The 19,378-nt window shown below is 69.5% G+C and carries 18 protein-coding genes and 1 pseudogene; 3 read left to right on the forward strand and 16 right to left on the reverse strand.

Annotated elements, in window-relative coordinates; all coding sequences use genetic code 11:
* Positions 1-139: 139 nt before the first annotated feature.
* The 5 genes and pseudogenes from ABZY89_RS17585 to rpsP all read right to left on the reverse strand — a co-directional run bounded on the left by ABZY89_RS17585 (position 140) and on the right by rpsP (position 2,762).
* Complete coding sequence (locus ABZY89_RS17585) at positions 140-526, reverse strand: GNAT family N-acetyltransferase (RefSeq protein WP_355229285.1); 387 nt, start codon at positions 524-526, stop codon at positions 140-142.
* A gap of 102 nt (positions 527-628) precedes the next feature.
* Positions 629-1,297, reverse strand: a pseudogene (trmD, locus tag ABZY89_RS17590) (tRNA (guanosine(37)-N1)-methyltransferase TrmD); the annotation flags it as partial.
* Positions 1,294-1,854: a ribosome maturation factor RimM gene (gene rimM, locus ABZY89_RS17595; RefSeq protein ID WP_355229226.1), complete on the reverse strand. Its 561-nt coding sequence runs from the start codon at positions 1,852-1,854 to the stop codon at positions 1,294-1,296. The pseudogene trmD and the gene rimM, both read right to left, overlap by 4 nt.
* 177 nt (positions 1,855-2,031) lie before the next feature.
* On the reverse strand, positions 2,032-2,274 hold the full coding sequence (locus ABZY89_RS17600; protein ID WP_008363327.1) for an RNA-binding protein: 243 nt from the start codon (positions 2,272-2,274) through the stop codon (positions 2,032-2,034).
* Between the two features lie 5 nt (positions 2,275-2,279).
* Positions 2,280-2,762 (reverse strand): 30S ribosomal protein S16, encoded by a 483-nt coding sequence (gene rpsP / locus ABZY89_RS17605; RefSeq protein ID WP_160024482.1) that lies wholly within the window; start codon positions 2,760-2,762, stop codon positions 2,280-2,282.
* Between the two features lie 364 nt (positions 2,763-3,126).
* On the opposite strand from rpsP, the gene ABZY89_RS17610 reads away from it, so the two are divergent.
* Together ABZY89_RS17610 and ABZY89_RS17615 are read left to right on the forward strand one after the other, a co-directional pair.
* A complete protein-coding gene (locus ABZY89_RS17610) occupies positions 3,127-3,762 on the forward strand; it encodes a hypothetical protein (protein WP_355229229.1) in 636 nt (211 codons plus the stop codon).
* A complete protein-coding gene (locus tag ABZY89_RS17615; RefSeq protein WP_355229231.1) occupies positions 3,759-4,343 on the forward strand; it encodes a hypothetical protein in 585 nt (194 codons plus the stop codon). Before ABZY89_RS17610 ends, ABZY89_RS17615 begins: the two co-directional genes overlap by 4 nt.
* Here ABZY89_RS17615 and ABZY89_RS17620 read toward each other — a convergent pair.
* The 8 genes from ABZY89_RS17620 to ABZY89_RS17655 form a co-directional block, all read right to left on the reverse strand.
* Positions 4,337-5,407: an amidohydrolase family protein gene (locus ABZY89_RS17620; protein WP_355229233.1), complete on the reverse strand. Its 1,071-nt coding sequence runs from the start codon at positions 5,405-5,407 to the stop codon at positions 4,337-4,339. The genes ABZY89_RS17615 and ABZY89_RS17620 overlap by 7 nt on opposite strands.
* Positions 5,408-5,421: 14 nt before the next feature.
* Positions 5,422-7,119 carry an FHA domain-containing protein gene (locus ABZY89_RS17625; RefSeq protein WP_355229235.1) on the reverse strand — a complete coding sequence of 566 codons (1,698 nt, stop codon included), beginning with the start codon at positions 7,117-7,119 and terminating at the stop codon, positions 5,422-5,424.
* 78 nt (positions 7,120-7,197) lie between these two features.
* The gene (locus tag ABZY89_RS17630; protein WP_355229237.1) at positions 7,198-9,198 is read right to left on the reverse strand and encodes a glycoside hydrolase family 3 N-terminal domain-containing protein; all 2,001 of its coding nucleotides are present in this window, start codon (positions 9,196-9,198) and stop codon (positions 7,198-7,200) included.
* Between the two features lie 130 nt (positions 9,199-9,328).
* Complete coding sequence (locus tag ABZY89_RS17635) at positions 9,329-9,691, reverse strand: hypothetical protein (RefSeq protein ID WP_350719060.1); 363 nt, start codon at positions 9,689-9,691, stop codon at positions 9,329-9,331.
* 13 nt (positions 9,692-9,704) lie between these two features.
* Complete coding sequence (ffh, locus tag ABZY89_RS17640; protein ID WP_355229238.1) at positions 9,705-11,267, reverse strand: signal recognition particle protein; 1,563 nt, start codon at positions 11,265-11,267, stop codon at positions 9,705-9,707.
* Between the two features lie 109 nt (positions 11,268-11,376).
* Positions 11,377-13,590 carry a [protein-PII] uridylyltransferase gene (locus ABZY89_RS17645; RefSeq protein ID WP_355229239.1) on the reverse strand — a complete coding sequence of 738 codons (2,214 nt, stop codon included), beginning with the start codon at positions 13,588-13,590 and terminating at the stop codon, positions 11,377-11,379.
* An 18-nt stretch (positions 13,591-13,608) separates the two neighbouring features.
* Positions 13,609-13,947, reverse strand: a complete 339-nt coding sequence (locus tag ABZY89_RS17650) for a P-II family nitrogen regulator (RefSeq protein WP_008363338.1) — start codon at positions 13,945-13,947, stop codon at positions 13,609-13,611.
* 50 nt (positions 13,948-13,997) lie between these two features.
* Positions 13,998-14,336, reverse strand: a complete 339-nt coding sequence (locus tag ABZY89_RS17655) for a P-II family nitrogen regulator (protein ID WP_141803747.1) — start codon at positions 14,334-14,336, stop codon at positions 13,998-14,000.
* A gap of 196 nt (positions 14,337-14,532) precedes the next feature.
* Between ABZY89_RS17655 and ABZY89_RS17660 the strand changes: the two genes are divergently transcribed.
* On the forward strand, positions 14,533-15,579 hold the full coding sequence (locus tag ABZY89_RS17660) for a class I SAM-dependent methyltransferase (RefSeq protein ID WP_355229241.1): 1,047 nt from the start codon (positions 14,533-14,535) through the stop codon (positions 15,577-15,579).
* Between the two features lie 9 nt (positions 15,580-15,588).
* Here ABZY89_RS17660 and ABZY89_RS17665 read toward each other — a convergent pair whose 3' ends face one another.
* The 3 genes from ABZY89_RS17665 to ABZY89_RS17675 all read right to left on the reverse strand — a co-directional run bounded on the left by ABZY89_RS17665 (position 15,589) and on the right by ABZY89_RS17675 (position 19,361).
* Entirely contained in the window at positions 15,589-17,157 is a 1,569-nt protein-coding gene (locus ABZY89_RS17665; protein ID WP_355229243.1) for a glycosyltransferase, read from the reverse strand.
* A 202-nt stretch (positions 17,158-17,359) separates the two neighbouring features.
* Entirely contained in the window at positions 17,360-18,322 is a 963-nt protein-coding gene (locus ABZY89_RS17670) for a sugar phosphate isomerase/epimerase (RefSeq protein WP_355229244.1), read from the reverse strand.
* 31 nt (positions 18,323-18,353) lie between these two features.
* Positions 18,354-19,361 (reverse strand): sugar phosphate isomerase/epimerase family protein, encoded by a 1,008-nt coding sequence (locus ABZY89_RS17675; protein WP_355229246.1) that lies wholly within the window; start codon positions 19,359-19,361, stop codon positions 18,354-18,356.
* Positions 19,362-19,378: the final 17 nt, after the last annotated feature.

Genomic DNA, 19,378 nt, shown 5'->3' on the forward strand with positions numbered 1-19,378 from the left:
GAGTCTCGGGATGTGGCTGTGACGTCACGCGAGCCTCGTCGCTCGTCGTACGTATTGCCCGGCATCGTTGCGACGCAACGTTTCAGAGACAGATGCCTTGTGTTACAGAAAAGTAACAGAGTTCTGGGTTGCCGATCCGTTACCGCCGAGGTGCATGTGTCTTCGTCATGATGACGGCGCCTGGCGGAGCCTCGAGGTCGCGGCGCAACCGGAACCCCGCCTTCTTGTAGATCCTCTGGTTCCGCTCGCTCTTGGCTCCGGTGAAGAGCGAGTACCTCGCGGCGGTCGCCGGGGCCATGGCCTGGATGTGGTCCAGCAGCTGACGCCCGAGGCCCCGACCCTGCAGGTCTGGCGCGGTCATCAGCCGTCCGATCTCCCAGACGTCGCCGTCGAGCCGGGCACGGACCGAGCCGACCAGCCGCCCGGCGGAGCGGACGACGTAGACGTCGTGCGTCTCCAGCGCGTGCACGGTGTCTTCCAGCGACTCGTGCAGCGGCGGGATATCGACACCGGGGTTGTCGTGCATCTCCTGCACCCAGCAGGCGAGCTGCAGCGTGTGCAGCTCGGGGACATCCGCGCGTACGGCGGGCACGATCTCCCACTCCGTGGCTGCCTGGGATGCGTGGAGCAGGTCGGGGCGGCGTACGGAGGTCCGGGCCACCGCCTGGTCATGGCGCCACTGCGCGATGCGCTTGTGGTCGCCGCTGAGCAGCACCTTCGGGACCTCGAGGTCACGCCATGAGGCGGGCTTGGTGTAGACCGGGTACTCCAGCAGGCCGTCCTCGTGGGACTCCTCCACGAGCGACTCGGCGTTGCCCATGAACCCGGGGAGCAGACGTACGACGGCCTCGGTGATCGCCATGGCGGCCACCTCTCCCCCGTTGAGCACGTAGTCGCCCAGGGAGATCTCGCGGACCTCGGCGCGCGTCGCTGCATGGTCGAGCACGCGCTGGTCGATGCCCTCGTAGCGGCCGAGCAGGAAGACGAGCCTCTCCCGGGTCGACAGGTCGCGGGCCAGGGCCTGGGTGAACGGCTCACCGCTCGGCGTCGTCACGATCACGGTCGCCCCATCGATCGCCAGCTCGTCGAAGGCCTCGCCGAACGGCTCGGGCTTCATGACCATCCCGGCGCCACCGCCATAAGGCGTGTCGTCGACGGTGCGGTGGCGGTCGTGGGCCCAGTCGCGTACGTCGTGGACGTGCATCTCCAGCAGCCCCGACTCGATCGCCTTGCCCGGCAGGCTCAGCCGGAGCGGCGCGAGATAGTCGGGGAAGATGGTGAGGTAGTCGAGCCTCACGTGGCGTCGTCCTCGTCCTCGGCGAACGGCGTGACCAGGCCGGGGCGGTCGGCGATGACGACCTTCTTCTCGGCCAGATCGACGATCGGCACCAGGGCCTTCACGAACGGCACCAGCGCGTCGCGCCGGTCCGGCGTACGGATCGTCAGCAGGTCCTGGGCTCCCCCGTGGACCAGCGCCTTGACGGTGCCGAGCTCGCGGCCCTCCTCGTCGAAGGCGGTCAGGCCGACGAGCTGATGGTCGTAGTACTCGTCGGGGTCCTCGGGAGTCTCCTCGGCCGGGACGTCGGCAAAGAGCAGCGTCCCGCGAGCAGCCTCGGCCTCGTTGCGGTCGGTGATCTCCTCGAAGGCGACCTGGAGCACCTGCCCGTGCCAACGGGCGCCCTCCACGGTCAGCTGCTTGGCGGCGTACGCCGATCCCTTCGGCGGCTGCGCCCGCAGCACCGTGCCCTCGGCGAACCGCCGGTCGGGCTCGTCGGTCCGCACCTCGACCGTCACGAACCCCCGGATGCCATGCGGCTTGCCGATCCGTCCGACCAGCACCTCGATCAACTCCACAGGAGTGAGATTAGGGGCTGTGGGGTGCCGGGCAGGAATCACCGGTTAACCGGTGATTCCTGCACTTCTCAGGCGTTGCATTGCCAGAGAAGTGCAGGTTTACCCGGTTAACCGGGTAAACCAACGGGCGCCACCCCCGAAGGAGTGGCGCCCGTTGTGCGTTTGATGCAGCCGTGCTCAGCGACCGCCGTCGACATCGACGAAGTCGATCCGCGCGCCGCCCTTGCCGGCCAGCGCTGAGATGACCGTACGGAACGCGGTGGCGGTGCGGCCGCCGCGGCCGATCACCTTGCCGAGGTCGTCGGGGTGGACCCGGACCTCGAGGACGGAGCCGCGACGAAGCTGCTTGTCGCGCACGCTCACCTCGTCCGGGTTGTCGACGACTCCTCGGACGAGGTGCTCGAGAGCTTCGGCGAGCATGCTGCTCAGGCCTCGGCCTCGGCGGCCGGGGTCTCCTCGGCCTTGGGCTCCTCGGCCTTGGGCTCCTCAGCCTTCGGCTCCTCGGCCTTGGGCTCCTCAGCCTTCTTGGCGGACTTCTTCGTCACGGCCTCGGCGCCGGCGGAGGCGTGAGCCTCGGCGAGAGCCTTGTTGAAGAGCTCGAGCTTGTCGGGCTTCGGCGGGGCGACACGGAGGGTGCCCTCGGCGCCCGGGAGGCCCTTGAACTTCTGCCAGTCGCCGGTCACCTTGAGGATCGCCTCGAGAGCCGGGGTCGGCTGGGCGCCGACGCCGAGCCAGTACTGGGCGCGCTCGGAGTCGACCTGGATGAAGCTCGGCTCCTCCTTGGGACGGTAGAGACCGATCTCCTCGATGACAGCGCCGTCGCGCTTCTTGCGCGAGTCGACGATGACGATGCGGTACTGCGGAACCCGGATCTTGCCCAGGCGCTTCAAGCGGATCTTGACAGCCACTGTTGGTGGTATTCCTTTGGAATCGAATATGGGTGAAGAGGCCCGTGTCGGTGTGGGGACACCCGTCAGGCAACTTCGGCGGGCACTGTCGCGCTGGGTGAGAGGGTCCCTGCGCACAGGACACGTGCTCCAGTTTGCCAGACCTGCAGGTCGGGAAGAAATTCCCGTATGCAGCGAGCGGACGCCCACCCGATGGAGCATCTCATCAGTCAAGGCGATCACCGCACCCGCTCCCAGCCTGGCCGAGCACGACGTGCTCGCGATCGCTGCCCGGCGTACGCCACTGAGCAAGTGTTACCCCTGGTGAAGTACCTCCCGACGAAAACCTGATCCGTGACGTCGTCGGTCCTGGACAATCCGCTACGTGAGTCGACTGGATACCCCGACCCCGACGCCATCGAGGCCCCACAGGACACCGGAGCGGCCCTCCGTCGCGACCACGATCGGCGGCGTCGTCGGCGCAACGATGCTGGCGGGAGGGCTGGCGCTTCTCCTGATCTTCTTCGTCCCGTTGGTCACCGACGACCCGTACCGGGCGGAAGTGCCGATCGACGGCAATACCCACCACGTCGACGTCGTACCCGGTCTGGAGGCGCATCTCACCATGCCAAACGAACGAGAGATGCACGAGCGCTTCGTGTCGCTCGCGTCCTGTCAGGTCATCGACTCGTCCGCCGGCCCCATCGCCATCCCGGCGGAGCCGGCAGAGACGGGATGGGCCGAGGGCCGGGGCAACTACGGAGCCTTTCGGTTCAATACCGGGTCGGGCCGCCTCGATCTCACCTGCACGACGACATCCGCCGACGAGGAAACCGCTCGAATCGGACCGGCGATGCCCGGCGGCCGCCCGCAGTTCCGGCCGACCAATCTCCTTGCCATGGTCTGCGCGTTTCCGTTGGTGGCGGTGGGCTTCGCGCTGACGATCACGGCGGTCATACGCTGGCTCGCTCACCACAGCCGACAGCGCAGGCGGGTAATGTCTGGAGGCTCGGCGGAATGACCCAGCAGGACGCCCCGTTCTTCCCGTCCGCACGAGCAGATCTGCCACGACGTACGCCGCCTCGACTGATGCCGGTTCTGGCACTTGCCGCTATGGCCCTGGGGATCGGATTGACCGTCTTCGGCACGGTTCTCATCACCTCGAACTCGTCCGCGGGCGACGACATCTGGGCACAGGTTCCGGTCGACGGCGCCGAGCACCGGGCCGACGTACCGGCCGACTGGACGGCCATGATCTGGGCGCCGGACACGTCACAGGTGTCCTGCGAGATCACCGACGCGCACGGGGCGAAGGTCGGGTCGACGTCCGTGAGCGGGTTCGAGAACACGATGGACGGCGACTCCTACCGAGGTGTGTCCCGGTTCGTCACCACGACCGACGAGATGGTCTTCTCCTGCACCTCATCGGCCCAGGGGGCGGGGCCGGTGCTCGTCGGTCAACCGCCGTACGTCTGGGACACGCTGTATCGACTCGCAGGGTTCCTTCCCGGGATCGTCGTCTTCGCGTGCGGGATCGTCATCACCGGGTTCACCTTCGCAACCGGGGTTGCCTCGATCGCCGACCTCAGGCGACGTCAGTAGATCTTCCCCCGGAGTACGACGGCGGCCGGCCGGGCGAGGACGGTGAGGTCCTCGAGGGGGTTGGTGTCGTAGACGACGAAGTCGGCGGGGTCGCCCTCGGCGAGGCCGGGGTTGTGGCCGAGCCACTCCCGCGCGCGCCAGGAGGCGGCGCCGAGGACGACGTCGGCGGGGAGGCCCAGCCGGTGCATCGCGAGCACCTCCCGAGGGAGTACGCCGTGCAGCTGGTCCCCCGCACCGTCGGAGCCTGCGTAGAGAGCGACCCCTGCCTCGTACGCGCTCATGATCGTCTCGCGACGGCGGGCGTAGAGGTTCTCCATGGTGGCGGCGTACGTCGGGAACTTCGGTGCCGCCGCGGCGGCCAGGTCGGGGAAGATCTCCAGCTGGGCGACGGTGGGAACCAGCGCGGTGCCCTGCTCGGCCATGGCCTCGACGAGGTCCGGGGTCAGGCCCGTGCCGTGCTCGATGCAGTCGATCCCGGCCTCGATCAGGCCGGGCAGGACCTCGTGGCCGAAGCAGTGCGCCGTGACCCGCGCGTCGTTGTCGTGGGCCACCTTGATCGCCTCGGCGAACGACTCCGCCGGGAAGGACGGCTTCAGGTCTCCCTCGGCACGGTCGATCCAGTCGCCGACGAGCTTGACCCAGCCGTCACCGGAGCGCGCCTGCCGCTCGACGGCCTCGGCCAGGCCGTCTGGCTCGACCTCGTCGGCGTAGTTGCGCATGTAGCGCTTCGTACGTCCGATGTGGCGTCCTGCGCGGATCAGCCGGGGCAGGTCCTCGCGGGACTGGACCCAACGCGTGTCGGCCGCGGAGCCGGCATCTCGCAGGAGCAGCGCGCCGGCGTCGCGGTCGGCGATCGCCTGCGCCTCGGCGGTCTCCTGGTCGACGGCGCCGTCGGGCCCGAGCCCGATGTGGCAGTGGGCGTCGACGAGGCCGGGGACGATCCAGCCCGAGGCACCGGTCTCCGCCCCCGACGGCCGCTCGTAGGTGATGCGGCCGTCGAGGACGTAGAGGTCCCGCACCTCTCCATCGGGAAGAACCGGGCCGGAGAAGCGCAGAGCAGTCATGTGACGCAGGTTACCTAGTTGCCCGGCACCTTCACGCCGGCGGCCTCGAGGATCGGGAAGTGCTGAGCGAGGGGGATGACCTGGCCGGTGACGACGTTGCTCTCGTCCCACCCGATGGAGGTCGGTACGCCGACGAGCTCACCGTCGTCGTTGACCGCGGCACCACCGGAGTTGCCGCTGGAGATCCGGGCGGTGACGTCGAAGACGGCCCGCTCCTCGCCCTCGAAGGAGAGGATCGTCGCCACGTTGCCCTCGGCGACGGTCGGCGGCTGGAAGAGCACGCCCTCCTTGTCGGCGAAGCTCTCCTTCGGCAGCATCGGGAAGCCGATGGTGGCGATGAAGTCGCCGCGGTCGACGGCGTTGGAGTCGCCGAGCGAGATCGTCGGCAGGTCCAGCGAGGACGGGTTCACCGGGTTGCCCTCGCCGTCGGCGACGATCTGCACGACCGCGCTGTCGACCTCACCGTCGGACTGGATGACCTTGGCGATGTAGTCGGGCTCGCCGACCTTGTAGCCCTCAGCCGGGTCGGTCAGGTGGATGTTGACGACCTCGGGCGAGACCTCGCCCTTGGCGGCGTACTCCGGGATCTTCGCCGGGTCGGCGACATGGGCGTTGGTGAGGATCTTGCCGTCCTTGGTGACGATCGACCCGGATCCCATCGCGATGGTGTCCTCGGTCGGTGCGTACGTGATCCAGACGGCGGCCCGCTGCGCGCTGTTGAGCTCGTCCTTGGTCAGGCCGGTGTCCTGGGCGGCCGACTCGCCGCCGGGCACGACGAACATCGCGACCACCAGTCCAATGACCACGACCGCGGCCGCGGCGCCGATCCCGCCCCACAGCAGCAGCTTGTTGCGGCGCTTGGCGGCGGCACGGGCGACCTCGACCTCGGCGGCGTAGATCGGGATGACCTTGAGGATCTCGCCCGCGACGGGGTGGCCGAGGCGGATCTCGGTCTCCTCGTCGATCTCCTCCCTGACCAGCGGCTTCCCCTTGAGGAACGACCCGGTCTGCGAGCCGTTCTCGAAGGTCCAGCCGCCGGGAGTGGCCACCAGCCGGGCATGCTGGCGCGAGACGCCCTGGTCCTCCAGCACGACCGAGTTGTCGGCCGCACGACCGATGGTCACCGTGACCGGGTGGCGGAAGCGGTGCTCCTTGCCCTCGGCGACCAGCAGCAGGTCGGGTCCGGTCGGCGCGGTCGGCGGCTGACCGGGAGCGGCCGGCCGCGCCATCCCGGGCGCGATCGTCATCTCGGAGATGTCCTGGGTCGCCGAGGGCACCGGCGGCGCGGGCGGGACGTTGCCGGGCGGGGGCGGAGCCACCGGTGCCGCACCTGACGGCGGCGCCGCGGCGCCCGCCATCGCCGGCGGAGGCGGCGGAGCCGGCGCCTGGGCACGCGGGGCACCCGCCGCGACCGGCGCGTCGTCGAGGGTGACGGTGATCGTCGAGCCCGGTCCCGCCGGGCCGAGCTGGATCTCGGTCGCTCCGGTCAACGGCACCTCGGTGACGCGGCTGCCGGAGACGTACGTCCCTCCGGCGGAGCCGACATCGACCAGCTTCCACCCGGACGGGTCCGGGCGCAGCTCCGCATGAGCGCGGGAGACGGAGGATGACGAGAGCACCACGTCGGCATCGATCGAACGCCCTATTCGGACGATCTTGTCGGGCGGGAAGCTGAGCGCTCGTCCCGATACGTCTACGCGAAGCGTCTGCATGCACGAATCATGCACCGAAATGGCCCGATCCAAGCGTCGCGAATCGAAGATTCGCACAACTCGGACCGGGCCTTTTCGCTATCGGTGGGTCTTCAGACCGTGTCCGTACGCAAACAGCGGGTCATAGTCCGAATCGCCGATGTTGATCGGCTCCTGGTCGACAGAGCGGGGCCAGGTCACCGGGAGCTTCCCGGTGAACGGACGCTTGCCGAAGAGCACGTCGGCGACACCCTTGCCCTCGCTGCCCGGGAGCCAGGAGGCGACCAGGGCGTCGATCTGCCCGAGCAGCTCGGGCGGGATGATCATCGGACGCCCGGAGACGACGAGCACCGTGCAGGTCGCCGCGGCCGCGCAGACCGTCTCGATCGCCGCGGTGTCGGCATCGCTGAGGTGCATCGTCAGCGCAGGTCGCTGCACGCCGCCCTCGCCGGGGTCGTAGCCCCAGCGGGGGCCGCCGATGTCACCGAAGCCCTCGGCGTACGGGTGCTCGCCGACGACCACGACACCGTGTGAGCCGGCCGGGACCGGCGCGGAGGCGTCGGGCGAGTGGGTCACCTCGCCGCGGGCCGCGGACTCGATGCCGTCGAGGATCGTGTCGCCGGGGATCTGGTGGGTCGAGTTGCCCTGCCAGGTGATCGTCCAGCCGCCGGCCTGGTCGCCGATGCTGTCGGCCTTGCTGCCCGCGACGTAGACGTCGTCGCGGCCGGAGAGCGGCAACGTGTGCCTGTTCCGGAGCAGGACCTGCGACTTCGCCACCGCCTCACGCGCGACGCGACGGTGGGCGGCGCTGCCGATCTCGTCGATGTTGCGCCGGTCGGTGAACGGCTTCTCGAAGAGGCCGAGGTCGAACTTCGCGGTCAGGATCCGGGAGACCGCGTCGTCGATGCGGGCCATCGGGACGGCGCCGTCCTCGACGGCTGCGGTCAGCGTCTCGATGAACTGCGGATAGCCGACGGTGTCACCGGAGAACGGCTCCATGAACATGTCGACGCCGGCGTTGACCGAGATGGCCACCTGCTCCGCGTACGTCCCCGGGATCTGGTGGATCGCCCGCCAGTCGGAGATCACCAGGCCGTCGAAACCCTGCTTCTCCTTGAGCCAACCCGTGACGAGCTCCTCGTGGGCGTGCATCTTGAGCGGGTTGCCGAGACCGTCCTCGGTCCAGTCGACGCTGGAGAAGGACGGCATCACCGAGCCGACGTCGTGCTTCTTGATGGCGGTGACGTACGGCGAGAGCGCCAGCTTCTCGAACTCGGCGCGCGAGGCCTGGGTGATGCCCTGGTCGATCGTGTAGTCACCCTCGCCCGTGCCGAAGGTCGTGAACCCGTCGCCGGCGAAGTGCTTGGCCGTGGCCAGGACGCGGTCGGGATCGTCGAGCTCACCCTTGTCGCCCTGGAACCCCTCGATCATCTGCGCCATCTGGGCGGCGAGCTTCGGGTCCTCCCCGAAGGACTCGTACGTCCTCCCCCACCGGTCGTCGCGGGCGACGCAGATGCACGGGGCGAAGTTCCACTGCGGCCCGGAGGCGCGAGTCTCCTCCGCGGTGATGTGCCCGATCCGCTCGGCGAGCTTCGGGTCGCGGGTCGCGCCGAGGCCGATGTTGTGCGGGAACACGGTCGCGCCGTTGAGGTTCCCGTGACCGTGGACCGCGTCGACGCCGTAGAGCAGCGGGATCCCCAGCCGCGTCGAGAGCGCCTGCTCCTGGAAGGCGTCGACCGTGTCGGCCCAGGCCTCCGGGGTGTTCTCGGCAGGGGTCGAGCCGCCGCCGGAGAGTACGCTGCCGAGCCCGAGCTCGGCGATCTGGCCGGGGTTCGCGGCGACGTCCGCGCGCTCGGCCTGGGCCATCTGACCGACCTTCTCGGCCAGCGTCATCCGGGCCAGCAGATCGGCGACGCGGGTCTTGGTGGCGAGGCGTGGGTTCTTGTAGGGCAGCGCGTGGCCCGAGCGCGTGAGCGCATCGGTGGCGGACACGGTGGGTGACGCTGCGGTGGACGCTGGGGCTACGAGGAGCGTGGCGCAGAGCAGGCCGGCGAGAGCCGAGGCTCCGCCGATCGCGCCGCGCTGTCTGTGTGATCGCACGGGACAGGCCTCCTGAGAGTGATCTGTCGGCACCTCGGCGTTGGGGTGCCGCGGCTCGTGAGAGCGCTCCCAGCGTGACGGCGATCACAATCGCGGTCAATGGTTACGCGTGCGTAACCCGCCGATTTCCTCAGATCTGGTCAAGCAACCAGGACGGCCCCAGGGCCGTGGCGCCGCCGCAACGGGCCTGGAGAAGCCGGTCGGCGGTCACCAGCGTCACCCGGTCGCCCTTCTCCAGCGCCTCACGGACGACACCGACGATCGCGGCGTCGCCATCCTTGGGGGCGTGGACCGTGTGCACGTGGGCGTCCCTGCCCGGACGTACGCCGCCCTTGGCCTGTCCCTCCAGGACCAGGACGATCCGGTCCTGCGGGAGATCGGCGACCAGCAGCGCCTCGTGCAGCCGGCGCGCCGCGCCGGCACGGTCCTTCCACCAGCCGTCCGGGCGAGCGCCGACGACGTTGGCGCCGTCGACGACCAGGACCGTGCTCACCTGGAGGGGCCTCTTACTTGAGGAACTTGGAGAAGTCCGACGGCAGGTTGAGGTCGGCTGCGGCCTTCTCGTAGTCGATCTCCTCGCCACCCGGCATCCCGAACGGGTTGGCGGCAGCCGGCTTCTTCTCGGCGTCCGCCTTCGCCTGCTGGGCCGCCTTGGCGGGGTTGCCGGACTTGCGCGCGCCCTTGCCCTTCTTCTTCTGGGCCACCTGCTTGGCGCCGGCACGCTTGCCGAAGCTGGCACCGGGCGCGCCGGGCATCCCGGGCATGCCGCCACCGGAGGCGAGCTGCTTCATCATCTTCGACGCCTCGGTGAAGCGCTGGATGAGCTGGTTGACGTCGGAGACCTGGCGACCCGAGCCCTTCGCGATGCGGGCGCGGCGGGAGCCGTCGAGGATCTTCGGGTTGGCGCGCTCGGCCGGGGTCATCGACTGGATGATCGCCTGGATCCGGTCGATCTCGCGCTCGTCGAAGTTGTCGAGCTGCTCGCGGAACTGGCCCATGCCCGGCAGCATGCCCATCAGCTTCGACATCGAGCCGAGCTTGCGCAGCTGCTGCATCTGCTTGAGGAAGTCCTCGAGCGTGAACTCGCCGGTCGCAAGCTTGGCCGCGTCCTTCTCGGCCTGCCCCTGGTCGAAGGTCTTCTCGGCCTGCTCGATCAGGGTGAGCATGTCGCCCATGTCGAGGATGCGACCGGCCATCCGGTCGGGGTGGAACAGGTCGAAGTCGGTCATCTTCTCGCCGTTGGAGGCGAACATGACCGGCTTGCCGGTGATCTGGACGATGGAGAGCGCCGCACCACCGCGGGCGTCACCGTCGAGCTTGGTGAGGACCACGCCGTCGTAGCCGACGCCGTCGAGGAAGGCCTGCGCGGTGTTGACCGCGTCCTGACCGATCATCGCGTCGACGACGAAGAGGACCTCGTCGGGGTTGACCGCCGCCTTGATGTCGGCGGCCTGCTTCATCAGCTCCTCGTCGATGCCGAGGCGGCCGGCGGTGTCGACGATGACCACGTCGTGGAGCTTGCGCTTGGCCTCCTCGACGGCGTCACGAGCGACGTCGACGGGGTTACCGACGCCGTTGCCGGGCTGGGGCGCGTAGACCGGGACGCTGACGCGCTCACCGTTGACCTGGAGCTGGTTGACCGCATTGGGGCGCTGCAGGTCGGCCGCCACCAGCAGCGGGGCCTTGCCCTGCTCCTTCAGCCACAGCGCGAGCTTCGCGGCCAGGGTGGTCTTACCGGCACCCTGCAGACCCGCGAGCATGATCACCGTCGGGCCGGTCTTGGCGTAACGGAGCCGGCGGGTCTCGCCGCCGAGGATCGTGACCAGCTCGTCGTTGACGATCTTGACGATCTGCTGGGCGGGGTTCAGCGCCTGGCTGACCTCCTCGCCGCGTGCCCGCTCCTTGACCCGGGCGACGAACTCGCGCACCACCGGCAGCGCGACGTCGGCCTCGAGCAGCGCGATGCGGATCTCGCGAGCGGTGGCGTCGATGTCGGCATCGGTGAGGCGGCCCTTGCCCCGAATGTTCTTGAACGTCGTGGCGAGCCGGTCGGAGAGCGTGGCGAACAAAGCGGTCCTTCAGCAGAGTGGTTGTCCTGCCAAGACTAACGAACTGTTGTGTGTGGGGTGCTATTCGGCAGGCGCGATCGGGGGTCCGACGCTCACCGAGCTACCTCGGTCAGCACTCGAGCGCCGCGCGGACCGCATGGGCGGCCTCCGCCGCCCGATGCTCGGCGAGGACTCCGGCCGAGGCCTCCTGGAGGTAGAAGACGTCGACGGCCTGGGGACCGAGGGTGGAGATGTGGGCGGAACGGACCGCGATCTCCATCCGCGCCAGCGCGACGGCGACGGTGTAGACGACCCCAGGACGGTCGATGGTGCGCACCTCGAGGACGGTGGCCTTGCTGGATGCCTCGGGACGTACGACGACCGAGGGCTCGCTCCTTCGGGCGGCGGCGCTCGGCGCCAGCCGGGTCGCCGGGTCGAGGCGGCCCTCGGTGATGGCGGAGAAGCGCGTGCGGAGCACCGCTGCGTCGACATAGGAGTCGTCGAGGTCCCACACGCTGACCCCGAAACCGCCCTGCTGCCAGGCACGGCACGCTCTGACCGGCAGCCGTGCGACCGCGAAGGTCGCGGCCAGGTCGGCGAGCAGGCCGAGCCGGTCGGGCGCGATCACCCACACCCGGGCGCCGTCGGCGAGCGGCTCGGCACGGAAGGAGGTCGAGCCCGAACGTACGCTCTCGGGGATCTCCACCGCAGCCTGCGGCCGCTCCCCCGCGGCGACGCCGGTGTCGAGCACCCGCGCGGCCCGGCGGGCGAGGTCGAGGATCAGCCGGGCCCGCCAGGTGCTCCAGGCCTGGGCGCTGGTCGCCCGGGCGTCGGCCTCGGTGAGCGCGGTGAGCAGGGCGAGCGCCTCGGCATCGCCCATCGTGTCCACCACCAGGTCGACGGTCGCCGGGTCGTCGGGGTCACGGGTGGTCGCGGTCGTGGAGAGCAGCAGGTGCCAGCGCACCAGCTGCGAGATCAGGTCGACCTCGTCCTCCGGGAAGCCCATCCGGGAGGCGATCCGGCGGGCGATCGGCTCCCCCGCGACGCTGTGCTCGGTCAGCGATCCCTTGCCGATGTCGTGGAGCATCGCCGCGACGAGCAGCACATCGGGTCGGGCCACGCGCGGCAGCAGCGCGACCGCCTCGATGCAGGTCTCGATGGTGTGCCGGTCGACGGTGAAGCGGTGGATGATCGAGGCGTGCGGGAGCAGCCGGATCCGCTCCCACTCGGGCAGGATCCGGGAGACCGCGCCGGTCTCCTCCAGCGTCTCCCAGACCGCGAGCAGCCCGCGCCCGGCGCCCAGGAGCCGTACGAAGAGATGCCGCGCCTCCTCCGGCCACGGCTCGGCCAGCGCCGGGGTGTCCCGGGCCAGTCGCGCGGCGGTCGGCGGCGCCAGCGCGACCCCGTGCTCGGCGGCGAGCGCCGAGGCACGCAGCAGCATCAGCGGATCCCGCGACGGGCGGGCGCCCGGAACCAGCACCACCTCACCCGAGGCGAGCGCCAGACCGTTGCCCAGCGGCGCGAGCCGCGGGCGGCGCGGCGCTCCGGGCCGCGAGCGTTCGAGGACCCCGTCCACCCGTCGCCACGCCAGGCGGGAGAGATGGGCGAGGCGGCGGCCGATGGTGCGTACGTGGGCCTGTGCCGTGCGGGCGTCGGCCAGCTCGAGCCGCTCGGCGAGCTGGTCCCACATCTCCGGCACGACCCGGTCGGTGGCCCGGCCGCCGATCTCCTGCACGAGATCACGTACGTCGAGCAGGGCGCGGCGCGACTTCTCCAGGTCGACCGCGGGGACGTCGACCAGCCAGGTCGCCACGATCGCCTTGATCACCACCGCGTCCCGCAGCCCGCCGTACATCTCCTTCAGATCCGGCACCGAGGCGTGCGCGAGCTCGCCAGCACGCCGGTGTCGCTCCACGCTCATCGTCCGCAGTTCGGGCAGCAGGGCCCGGGCGTGCTTGCGCCAGTGCGCCAGCATCGTCGTACGCAGCCGCAGCACCAACCCGCGATCGCCGGCCAAGTGCCGGATGTCGAGCAGCCCCAGGGCGACCCGGAGGTCACCGGTCGAGGACGAGAGCATCTCGGAGAAGGACCGGACCGAGTGGTCGAGCTTGGGCGCGGTGTCCCAGAGCGGATACCAGACCTGCTCGGCCACCGACCCCGGCGAGACGGCGTCGTCGTGCACCAGGACCACGTCCCAGTCGGAGAAGGGCGCGAGCTCTCCGCGCCCGTATCCCCCGACCGCGACGAGGGCGACCCCGACCTCGGGGCCGCCCGCCGCGGCGTACGCCTTGGCGCACTGCTCGTCTGCCTCGGCTGTGCGCTCCGCCCGGCCCTCAGCGGTCACGCGCCAGCCTCATTCACGTCAGATCGCGGCGTCGTCGCGGTCGCCCGTGCGGACCCGCACGATGGTCTCCAGCGGGGAGACCCAGACCTTGCCGTCACCGATGCGCTCGGTCTTCGCCGAGGTCTCGATGGCGCTGACCACAGACTCGACCTCCTCGTCGGGCACGGCGATCTCGATGCGGATCTTCGGCACCAGGGCGACGTCGTACTCAGCGCCGCGGTAGACCTCGGTGTGACCCTTCTGCCGGCCGTAGCCGGAGACCTCGGAGACGGTCATGCCGGTGACACCGACAGCTTCGAGGGCGACGCGGACGTCTTCCCACTTGTGGGGTTTGATCACTGCGGTGACGAGCTTCATTTCTCTCCTCCGGTGGGATTCGATGGACCGGCACTCGGACTGAAGCCTAGTCAGAGCGCTTCGGCGTCGCGCGCACCGGTCCGAACACGGACGACGGACTCGATCGGGCTGAGCCAGACCTTCCCGTCGCCGATCCGTCCGGTCTGTGCGGTCTTCACGACGATGCCGACGACGTCCGCGGCATCCTCGTCCTCCACGACGATCTCGATGCGGATCTTCGGCACCAGGGCGATGTCGTACTCCGCACCGCGGTAGACCTCGGTGTGACCCTTCTGCCGGCCGTAGCCGGAGACCTCGGAGACGGTCATGCCGGTCACGCCGAAGGCCTCGAGGGCCTCGCGCACGTCCTCCCACTTATGGGGCTTGATCACTGCGGTCACGAGCTTCACGAGAGGGCGCCTCCAGAGGTCCTTGATCCTGTCATCTTCGCCGCCACCTTCACCCGGGGACGTTTCGACACCCCGAAGCGTCTGTTTCCACTGTGTAACAGACCATTTCCCCGTACGTCGCCGAAGCATCGAAACAGCCTGTAAATCACCCGTGCCGAAGCCGCGCGGCGCCACCAAAGGTCGCTACCCTCGTCGCATGTCGCACTACGCCGTCGAGATCGACCTCGATCACCCCAACACCAGCCATGTGCAGGTCATCGACCTGGCTGAGTCCGCCGCCTCGGCGGGCGATGGGAAGCGGGTCCTCGACGTCGGCTGCTGGACCGGTGAGATCGGCCGGATCCTCACCGAGCGCGGCTGCACCGTCACCGGCATCGAGATCGACCCCGAGGCGGCGAGCCTGGCCGAGAAGGTCCTCGAGCGGGTGATCGTCGCCGACCTGGATGTGACCCCGCTGACCGAGATCGTCGAGCCCGGCTCCTTCGACGTGGTGATCTTCGCCGACGTCCTCGAGCACCTCGTCGACCCGCGGGCTGCGCTCGAGCAGGCCCGTGACCTGCTCGCTCCCGGCGGCCAGGTGGTCATCTCGATCCCCAACGTCACCCACGGCTCGGTCCGCCTCGCTCTGCTCCAGGGCCGCTGGCAGACCACCGACACCGGTCTCCTGGACCGCACCCACATCAAGTTCTACTCACGCGAGGGGCTGCTGCAGCTCTTCACCGAGGCGGGCTACGCGGTCGAGGACCTGCGCGGCACCACGGCCGACCCGCTCAACGTCGAGGTCTCGGTCGACCCCGGCCTGCTCCCCGATGTAGCCGTGGAGTGGGTACGCCAGCAGCCCGACGCGCTGGTCTACCAGTTCCAACTGGCCGCCCGGCCGCTCGCCGACGGTGAGTCGGCGCCGGTCGCGCCCGAGCTCGTCCAGGCCGCTCCGGCCGACGAGGTCCGGCTCCGCGACGCCCACACCCGGAAGTTCGAGGAGGTCACCCGCTCCCGGCTGGCCACCCGCGACCACATCCTCGGCATCCAGGCCTCCGCCAACTCCGCCCAGGCCCGGGTCGGCACCCTGTCCAAGCAGCTACGGGATGCCCGCGAGGTCAACCGGCGCCGCCGCGAGCGCATCGAGCGGCTGCGCGGCAAGGTCGCCGGCCTCGAGGCCGACCTGACCTACGCCACCCGCCACCCGGTGCGGAACTTCGGCCGACGAGTCGTACGCCGCCTCCGCCGCGCAGCCCAGGGCTGACCTCCGGGGTCAGCGGACGCCGTTGGAGTACGCCTCGCGTACGTGCTCGTAGTTGCCCCAGCGGTTGTTGATGAAGTCCTTCTCCCAGTCGTGGACCGCGTTGTCGCGGCTGATCGACTCGAAGTGGAAGAGGGTGACGTCGTGGAGCCAGACCAGGCGCAGGCCCAGTGAGCGACGGACCTTGAGACACAGGTCGACGTCGTTGTAGTTGACCGGCAGCCGCTCGCTGAAGCCACCCGCGTCGAAGAAGACCTCGCGCCGCATCGCGACGCAGGCGCCGGTCAGCGCGGAGGTCTCCCGGTTGATGTGCAGCTCGCCGTGGTTGCCCCGCTCCTCGGGGCGCGCGCGGTAGTAGGCGTGGGTGATGGTGCCGCTGCCGTAGACCAGGCCGGCGTGCTGGATGCGGTAGTCCTCGAAGAGGAGCTTGGGACCGGTCATGCCGACGTCCGGCTCGCGCAGCGGCGCGATCAGGTTCTCGATGACGCCCTCGGAGTAGGCCTCCATGTCGTCGTTGAGGAAGATCAGGACGTCACCGGTCGCATGGGCGGCGCCGACGTTGCACTTGGCGCTGAAGCTGAACTTCTCGGTGAACTCGACGAGCTTGATGTCGGCGCCCTCGATCGCCCGCAGCGCCTCCAGCACCGGGGCCGGCGTCGGGGTGTCGTAGACGATCACGAACTCGACGTTGTGGTGCTTGGTGGAGGCGACCACGGAGCGTACGGTCTCGACGACCATTGCGCGCTTCTCGCCCCACACGATCGCGCTGGTGCCGATGGTCGGGATGATCACGCTGACCGGGGTGTCCAGGTCGGGCTCCCGCTCGACGCGGTAGAGCCCGGGTGAGACGCCGTGCGAGGCCGTGGCCCGGATCCCGAGCCGGTCGAGGTGGGCCTGGACGGCGCGTACGCCGGCGTCCCAGGCGTACGGCTTGGCCTGGTTGTCCGCGGCGGCAGAGCCCGGCACCTGGCGCCAGTGGTAGAGCGCGCCGGGGACGTGGACGATGCGCCGGGCGCGCTCGCTGACCCGCAGTACGAGGTCATGGTCCTGGGAGCCGTCGAAGCCCTCCTGGAAGCCGCCGACCTCCTCCACGACGGAGCGGCGGAAGACCGAGAAGTGGGTGCAGTAGTTGTGGTGGCGCAGCCGCTCCGGGGACCAGTCGGGCTTGTAGTAGGCGTCGCGGAGCTCGCCGGCGTCGCTCATCAGGTCCTGGTCGCTGTAGGCGTAGTCGAGGTCCTCGAACCGGTCGTAGGCGCGGACCATCTTCTCCAGCGCGTTCGGCTCGAGTACGTCGTCGTGGTCGAGCAGCGCGATCAGCTCGCCGGTCGCCTCGGCCAGCGACGAGTTCGAGGCGGCCACGATGCCACCATTCGCCGCACGCTCCACGATTCGTACCCGTGGCTCCGCCGCGGCCAGCTCCCGCAGCCGCGGCAGCACCCAGGGCGCGGGCGAGCAGTCGTCGCTGAGGACCCACTCCCAGTCGTCATGGGTCTGACCGAGAACCGACGCGATCGTGTCCTCGAAGGCATCGGCGGGCGGGTTGTAGACAGCGGTGATCAGCGATACCCGGGGCGATGGCATGGTCTTCAGCCTATGACCCTCACCGAGGGTTCGCGGAACCCGACACGGGGCACTCGCCCGTTTGGGGGACGGTCGTCATCCCGACTTCTCGGAGGGTTCACCGCGCGTCTGGAAGGAGACGGCAGCCGCCCCGCAGGGAGGGTCGGGGGCGGCTGCCGAGTCTTGTTTGACGTACTTCAGAGGCGTACTTCAGAGGCGTACGTCAGTAGCGCAGGGCGCGCAGGTAGGAGTAGCCCACCTCCGCGGTCTGGATCGGGGTGACGTCAGGGCTGTCGTTCTCCACGATGTAGTCCTCGACCTGGTGGGCGCGGAAGATCTTGGCGAAGTCGATGAACCCCGTGCCGAGGTCGACGTGGTCGCCGGTGGCCTCGTTGCGGTCCTTGACGTGGTACTGGCGGACCTGGAGCGGAGACCGGTCGACGACGTCGATCGCGAAGTCGATGGCCTCGTCGCTGGACATGCCGAGATTCACACCGCCGGTGACGGCCCAGTAGAGGTCCACCTCGAGGTGGACGTAGGCCGGGTCGAGCTCCCGCATGAACACGTCCCAGGGCGTGACCCCGCCACCGAGATCAGTGGTGAACTCGTGGGCGTGGTTGTGGTAGCCGTAGCGGAAGCCACGCCGCTTCGCGGCCGCCGCCTCGTTGTTCATCTGGTCCGCCCAGGCCTGCCAGTCCGAGAGTGAGCTGGAGGCCAGGTAGGGCACGTTGAGGTAGCGGACTCCCAGCGTCTCGGAGTTGTCGAACTTCGTCTCGAGCGCGGCGAAGCTGCTGCTCAGACCGTCGTGGCTGGAGTTGGAGCGGATCCCGAGCCCGTCGAGGACGCCTCGGATGTCCTCGGCGGTGCGCCCGTAGAGACCGGCCAGCTCGACGCGGTCGTAGCCGATCTGCGCCAGCTTCGCCAGCGTCGCGTCGACACCTGCTCCGGTCATGATCGACCGCAGCGTGTAGAGCTGGATGCTGATCTTGTCGGCCGGGACCCGGCGGCCGCCACCGTGGCCACGACCGGAACGTACGCCGTCGGCGGCTGCGGGTGCGGCCAGAGCACCGCTGACCCCGAGTGCGGCAGCACCCGCGGCGGCGCCGCGGATGAGGGAGCGCCGGCTGAGGCCGCGCTTTTCGAGTGAGCGCTGCAGCGCACCGTCACCGTCGAATCCAAAACACATCTCGTAACTCCTTCTTCTTGGGTGTTGCGGGTCAGTCGGCGGACGAGAACGCCGCGTCGAAGGCCGCCTCGGGGGCGTCGAAGGCGAGCCGGCGGACGAACTCGAGCGCCTCGGGGGCCCCGACGAGGCGGTCCATGCCGGCGTCCTCCCACTCGACCGAGATGGGGCCGTCGTAGCCGATGGAGTTGAGCATCCGGAAGCACTGCTCCCACGGCACGTCGCCGTGGCCGGTGGAGACGAAGTCCCAGCCACGGCGCGGGTCGGCCCAGGCGAGGTGGGAGCCGAGCCGGGCGTTGCGGCCGTTGCCGGTCTGCATCTTCGTGTCCTTGCAGTCCACGTGGTAGATCCGGTCGCGGAAGTCCCACAGGAACCCGACCGGGTCGACCTGCTGCCACACCATGTGGCTGGGGTCCCAGTTGAGCCCGAAGGCCTCGCGGTGGCCGATCGCCTCCAGCGTCGCGACGGTGGACCAGTAGTCGTAGGCGATCTCGGAGGGGTGGACCTCGTGGGCGAACCGCACCCCGCACTCGTCGAAGACGTCGAGGATCGGGTTCCACCGGTCGGCGAAGTCCTGGTAGCCGGCCTCGACCATCGCCTGAGAGACGGGCGGGAACATCGCGACGTACTTCCAGATCGAGGAGCCGGTGAAGCCGACGACCGTCTTGACCCCGAGATTCTTGGCCGCCCGGGCGGTCATCTTCATCTCCTCGGCGGCCCGCTGACGTACGCCCTCGGGGTCGCCGTCGCCCCAGATCTTGGCGGGCAGGATGTCTTTGTGGCGCTGGTCGATCGGGTCGTCGCAGACCGCCTGGCCCTTGAGGTGGTTGGAGATCGTGAAGACTTTGAGGTTGTGCTTCTCCAGCAGGTCCAGCTTCGCCTGGACGTACGTCTCGTCCTCGGCGGCCTGCCAGACGTCGAGGTGGTCGCCCCAGCAGGCGATCTCGAGGCCGTCGTAGCCCCACTCGGACGCGAGGCGGCAGACCTCCTCGAACGGCAGGTCGGCCCACTGGCCGGTGAAGAGCGTGATCGGTCGGGTCATGGTGTTTGTCCTTCCTC

Source organism: Nocardioides sp. NPDC006303 (assembly GCF_040613175.1).
Taxonomy (GTDB): Bacteria; Actinomycetota; Actinomycetes; order Propionibacteriales; family Nocardioidaceae; genus Nocardioides.

Coding starts and splice junctions, on each gene's coding strand:
- ABZY89_RS17585 (WP_355229285.1), bottom strand. CDS start 526: ATGCACGACAACCCCGGTGTCGATATCCCGCCGCTGCACGAGTCGCTG.
- ABZY89_RS17600 (WP_008363327.1), bottom strand. CDS start 2,274: ATGCTCGCCGAAGCTCTCGAGCACCTCGTCCGAGGAGTCGTCGACAAC.
- ABZY89_RS17615 (WP_355229231.1), top strand. CDS start 3,759: ATGACCCAGCAGGACGCCCCGTTCTTCCCGTCCGCACGAGCAGATCTG.
- ABZY89_RS17620 (WP_355229233.1), bottom strand. CDS start 5,407: ATGACTGCTCTGCGCTTCTCCGGCCCGGTTCTTCCCGATGGAGAGGTG.
- ABZY89_RS17625 (WP_355229235.1), bottom strand. CDS start 7,119: ATGCAGACGCTTCGCGTAGACGTATCGGGACGAGCGCTCAGCTTCCCG.
- ABZY89_RS17650 (WP_008363338.1), bottom strand. CDS start 13,947: ATGAAGCTCGTCACCGCAGTGATCAAACCCCACAAGTGGGAAGACGTC.
- ABZY89_RS17660 (WP_355229241.1), top strand. CDS start 14,533: ATGTCGCACTACGCCGTCGAGATCGACCTCGATCACCCCAACACCAGC.
- ABZY89_RS17665 (WP_355229243.1), bottom strand. CDS start 17,157: ATGCCATCGCCCCGGGTATCGCTGATCACCGCTGTCTACAACCCGCCC.
- ABZY89_RS17670 (WP_355229244.1), bottom strand. CDS start 18,322: ATGTGTTTTGGATTCGACGGTGACGGTGCGCTGCAGCGCTCACTCGAA.
- ABZY89_RS17675 (WP_355229246.1), bottom strand. CDS start 19,361: ATGACCCGACCGATCACGCTCTTCACCGGCCAGTGGGCCGACCTGCCG.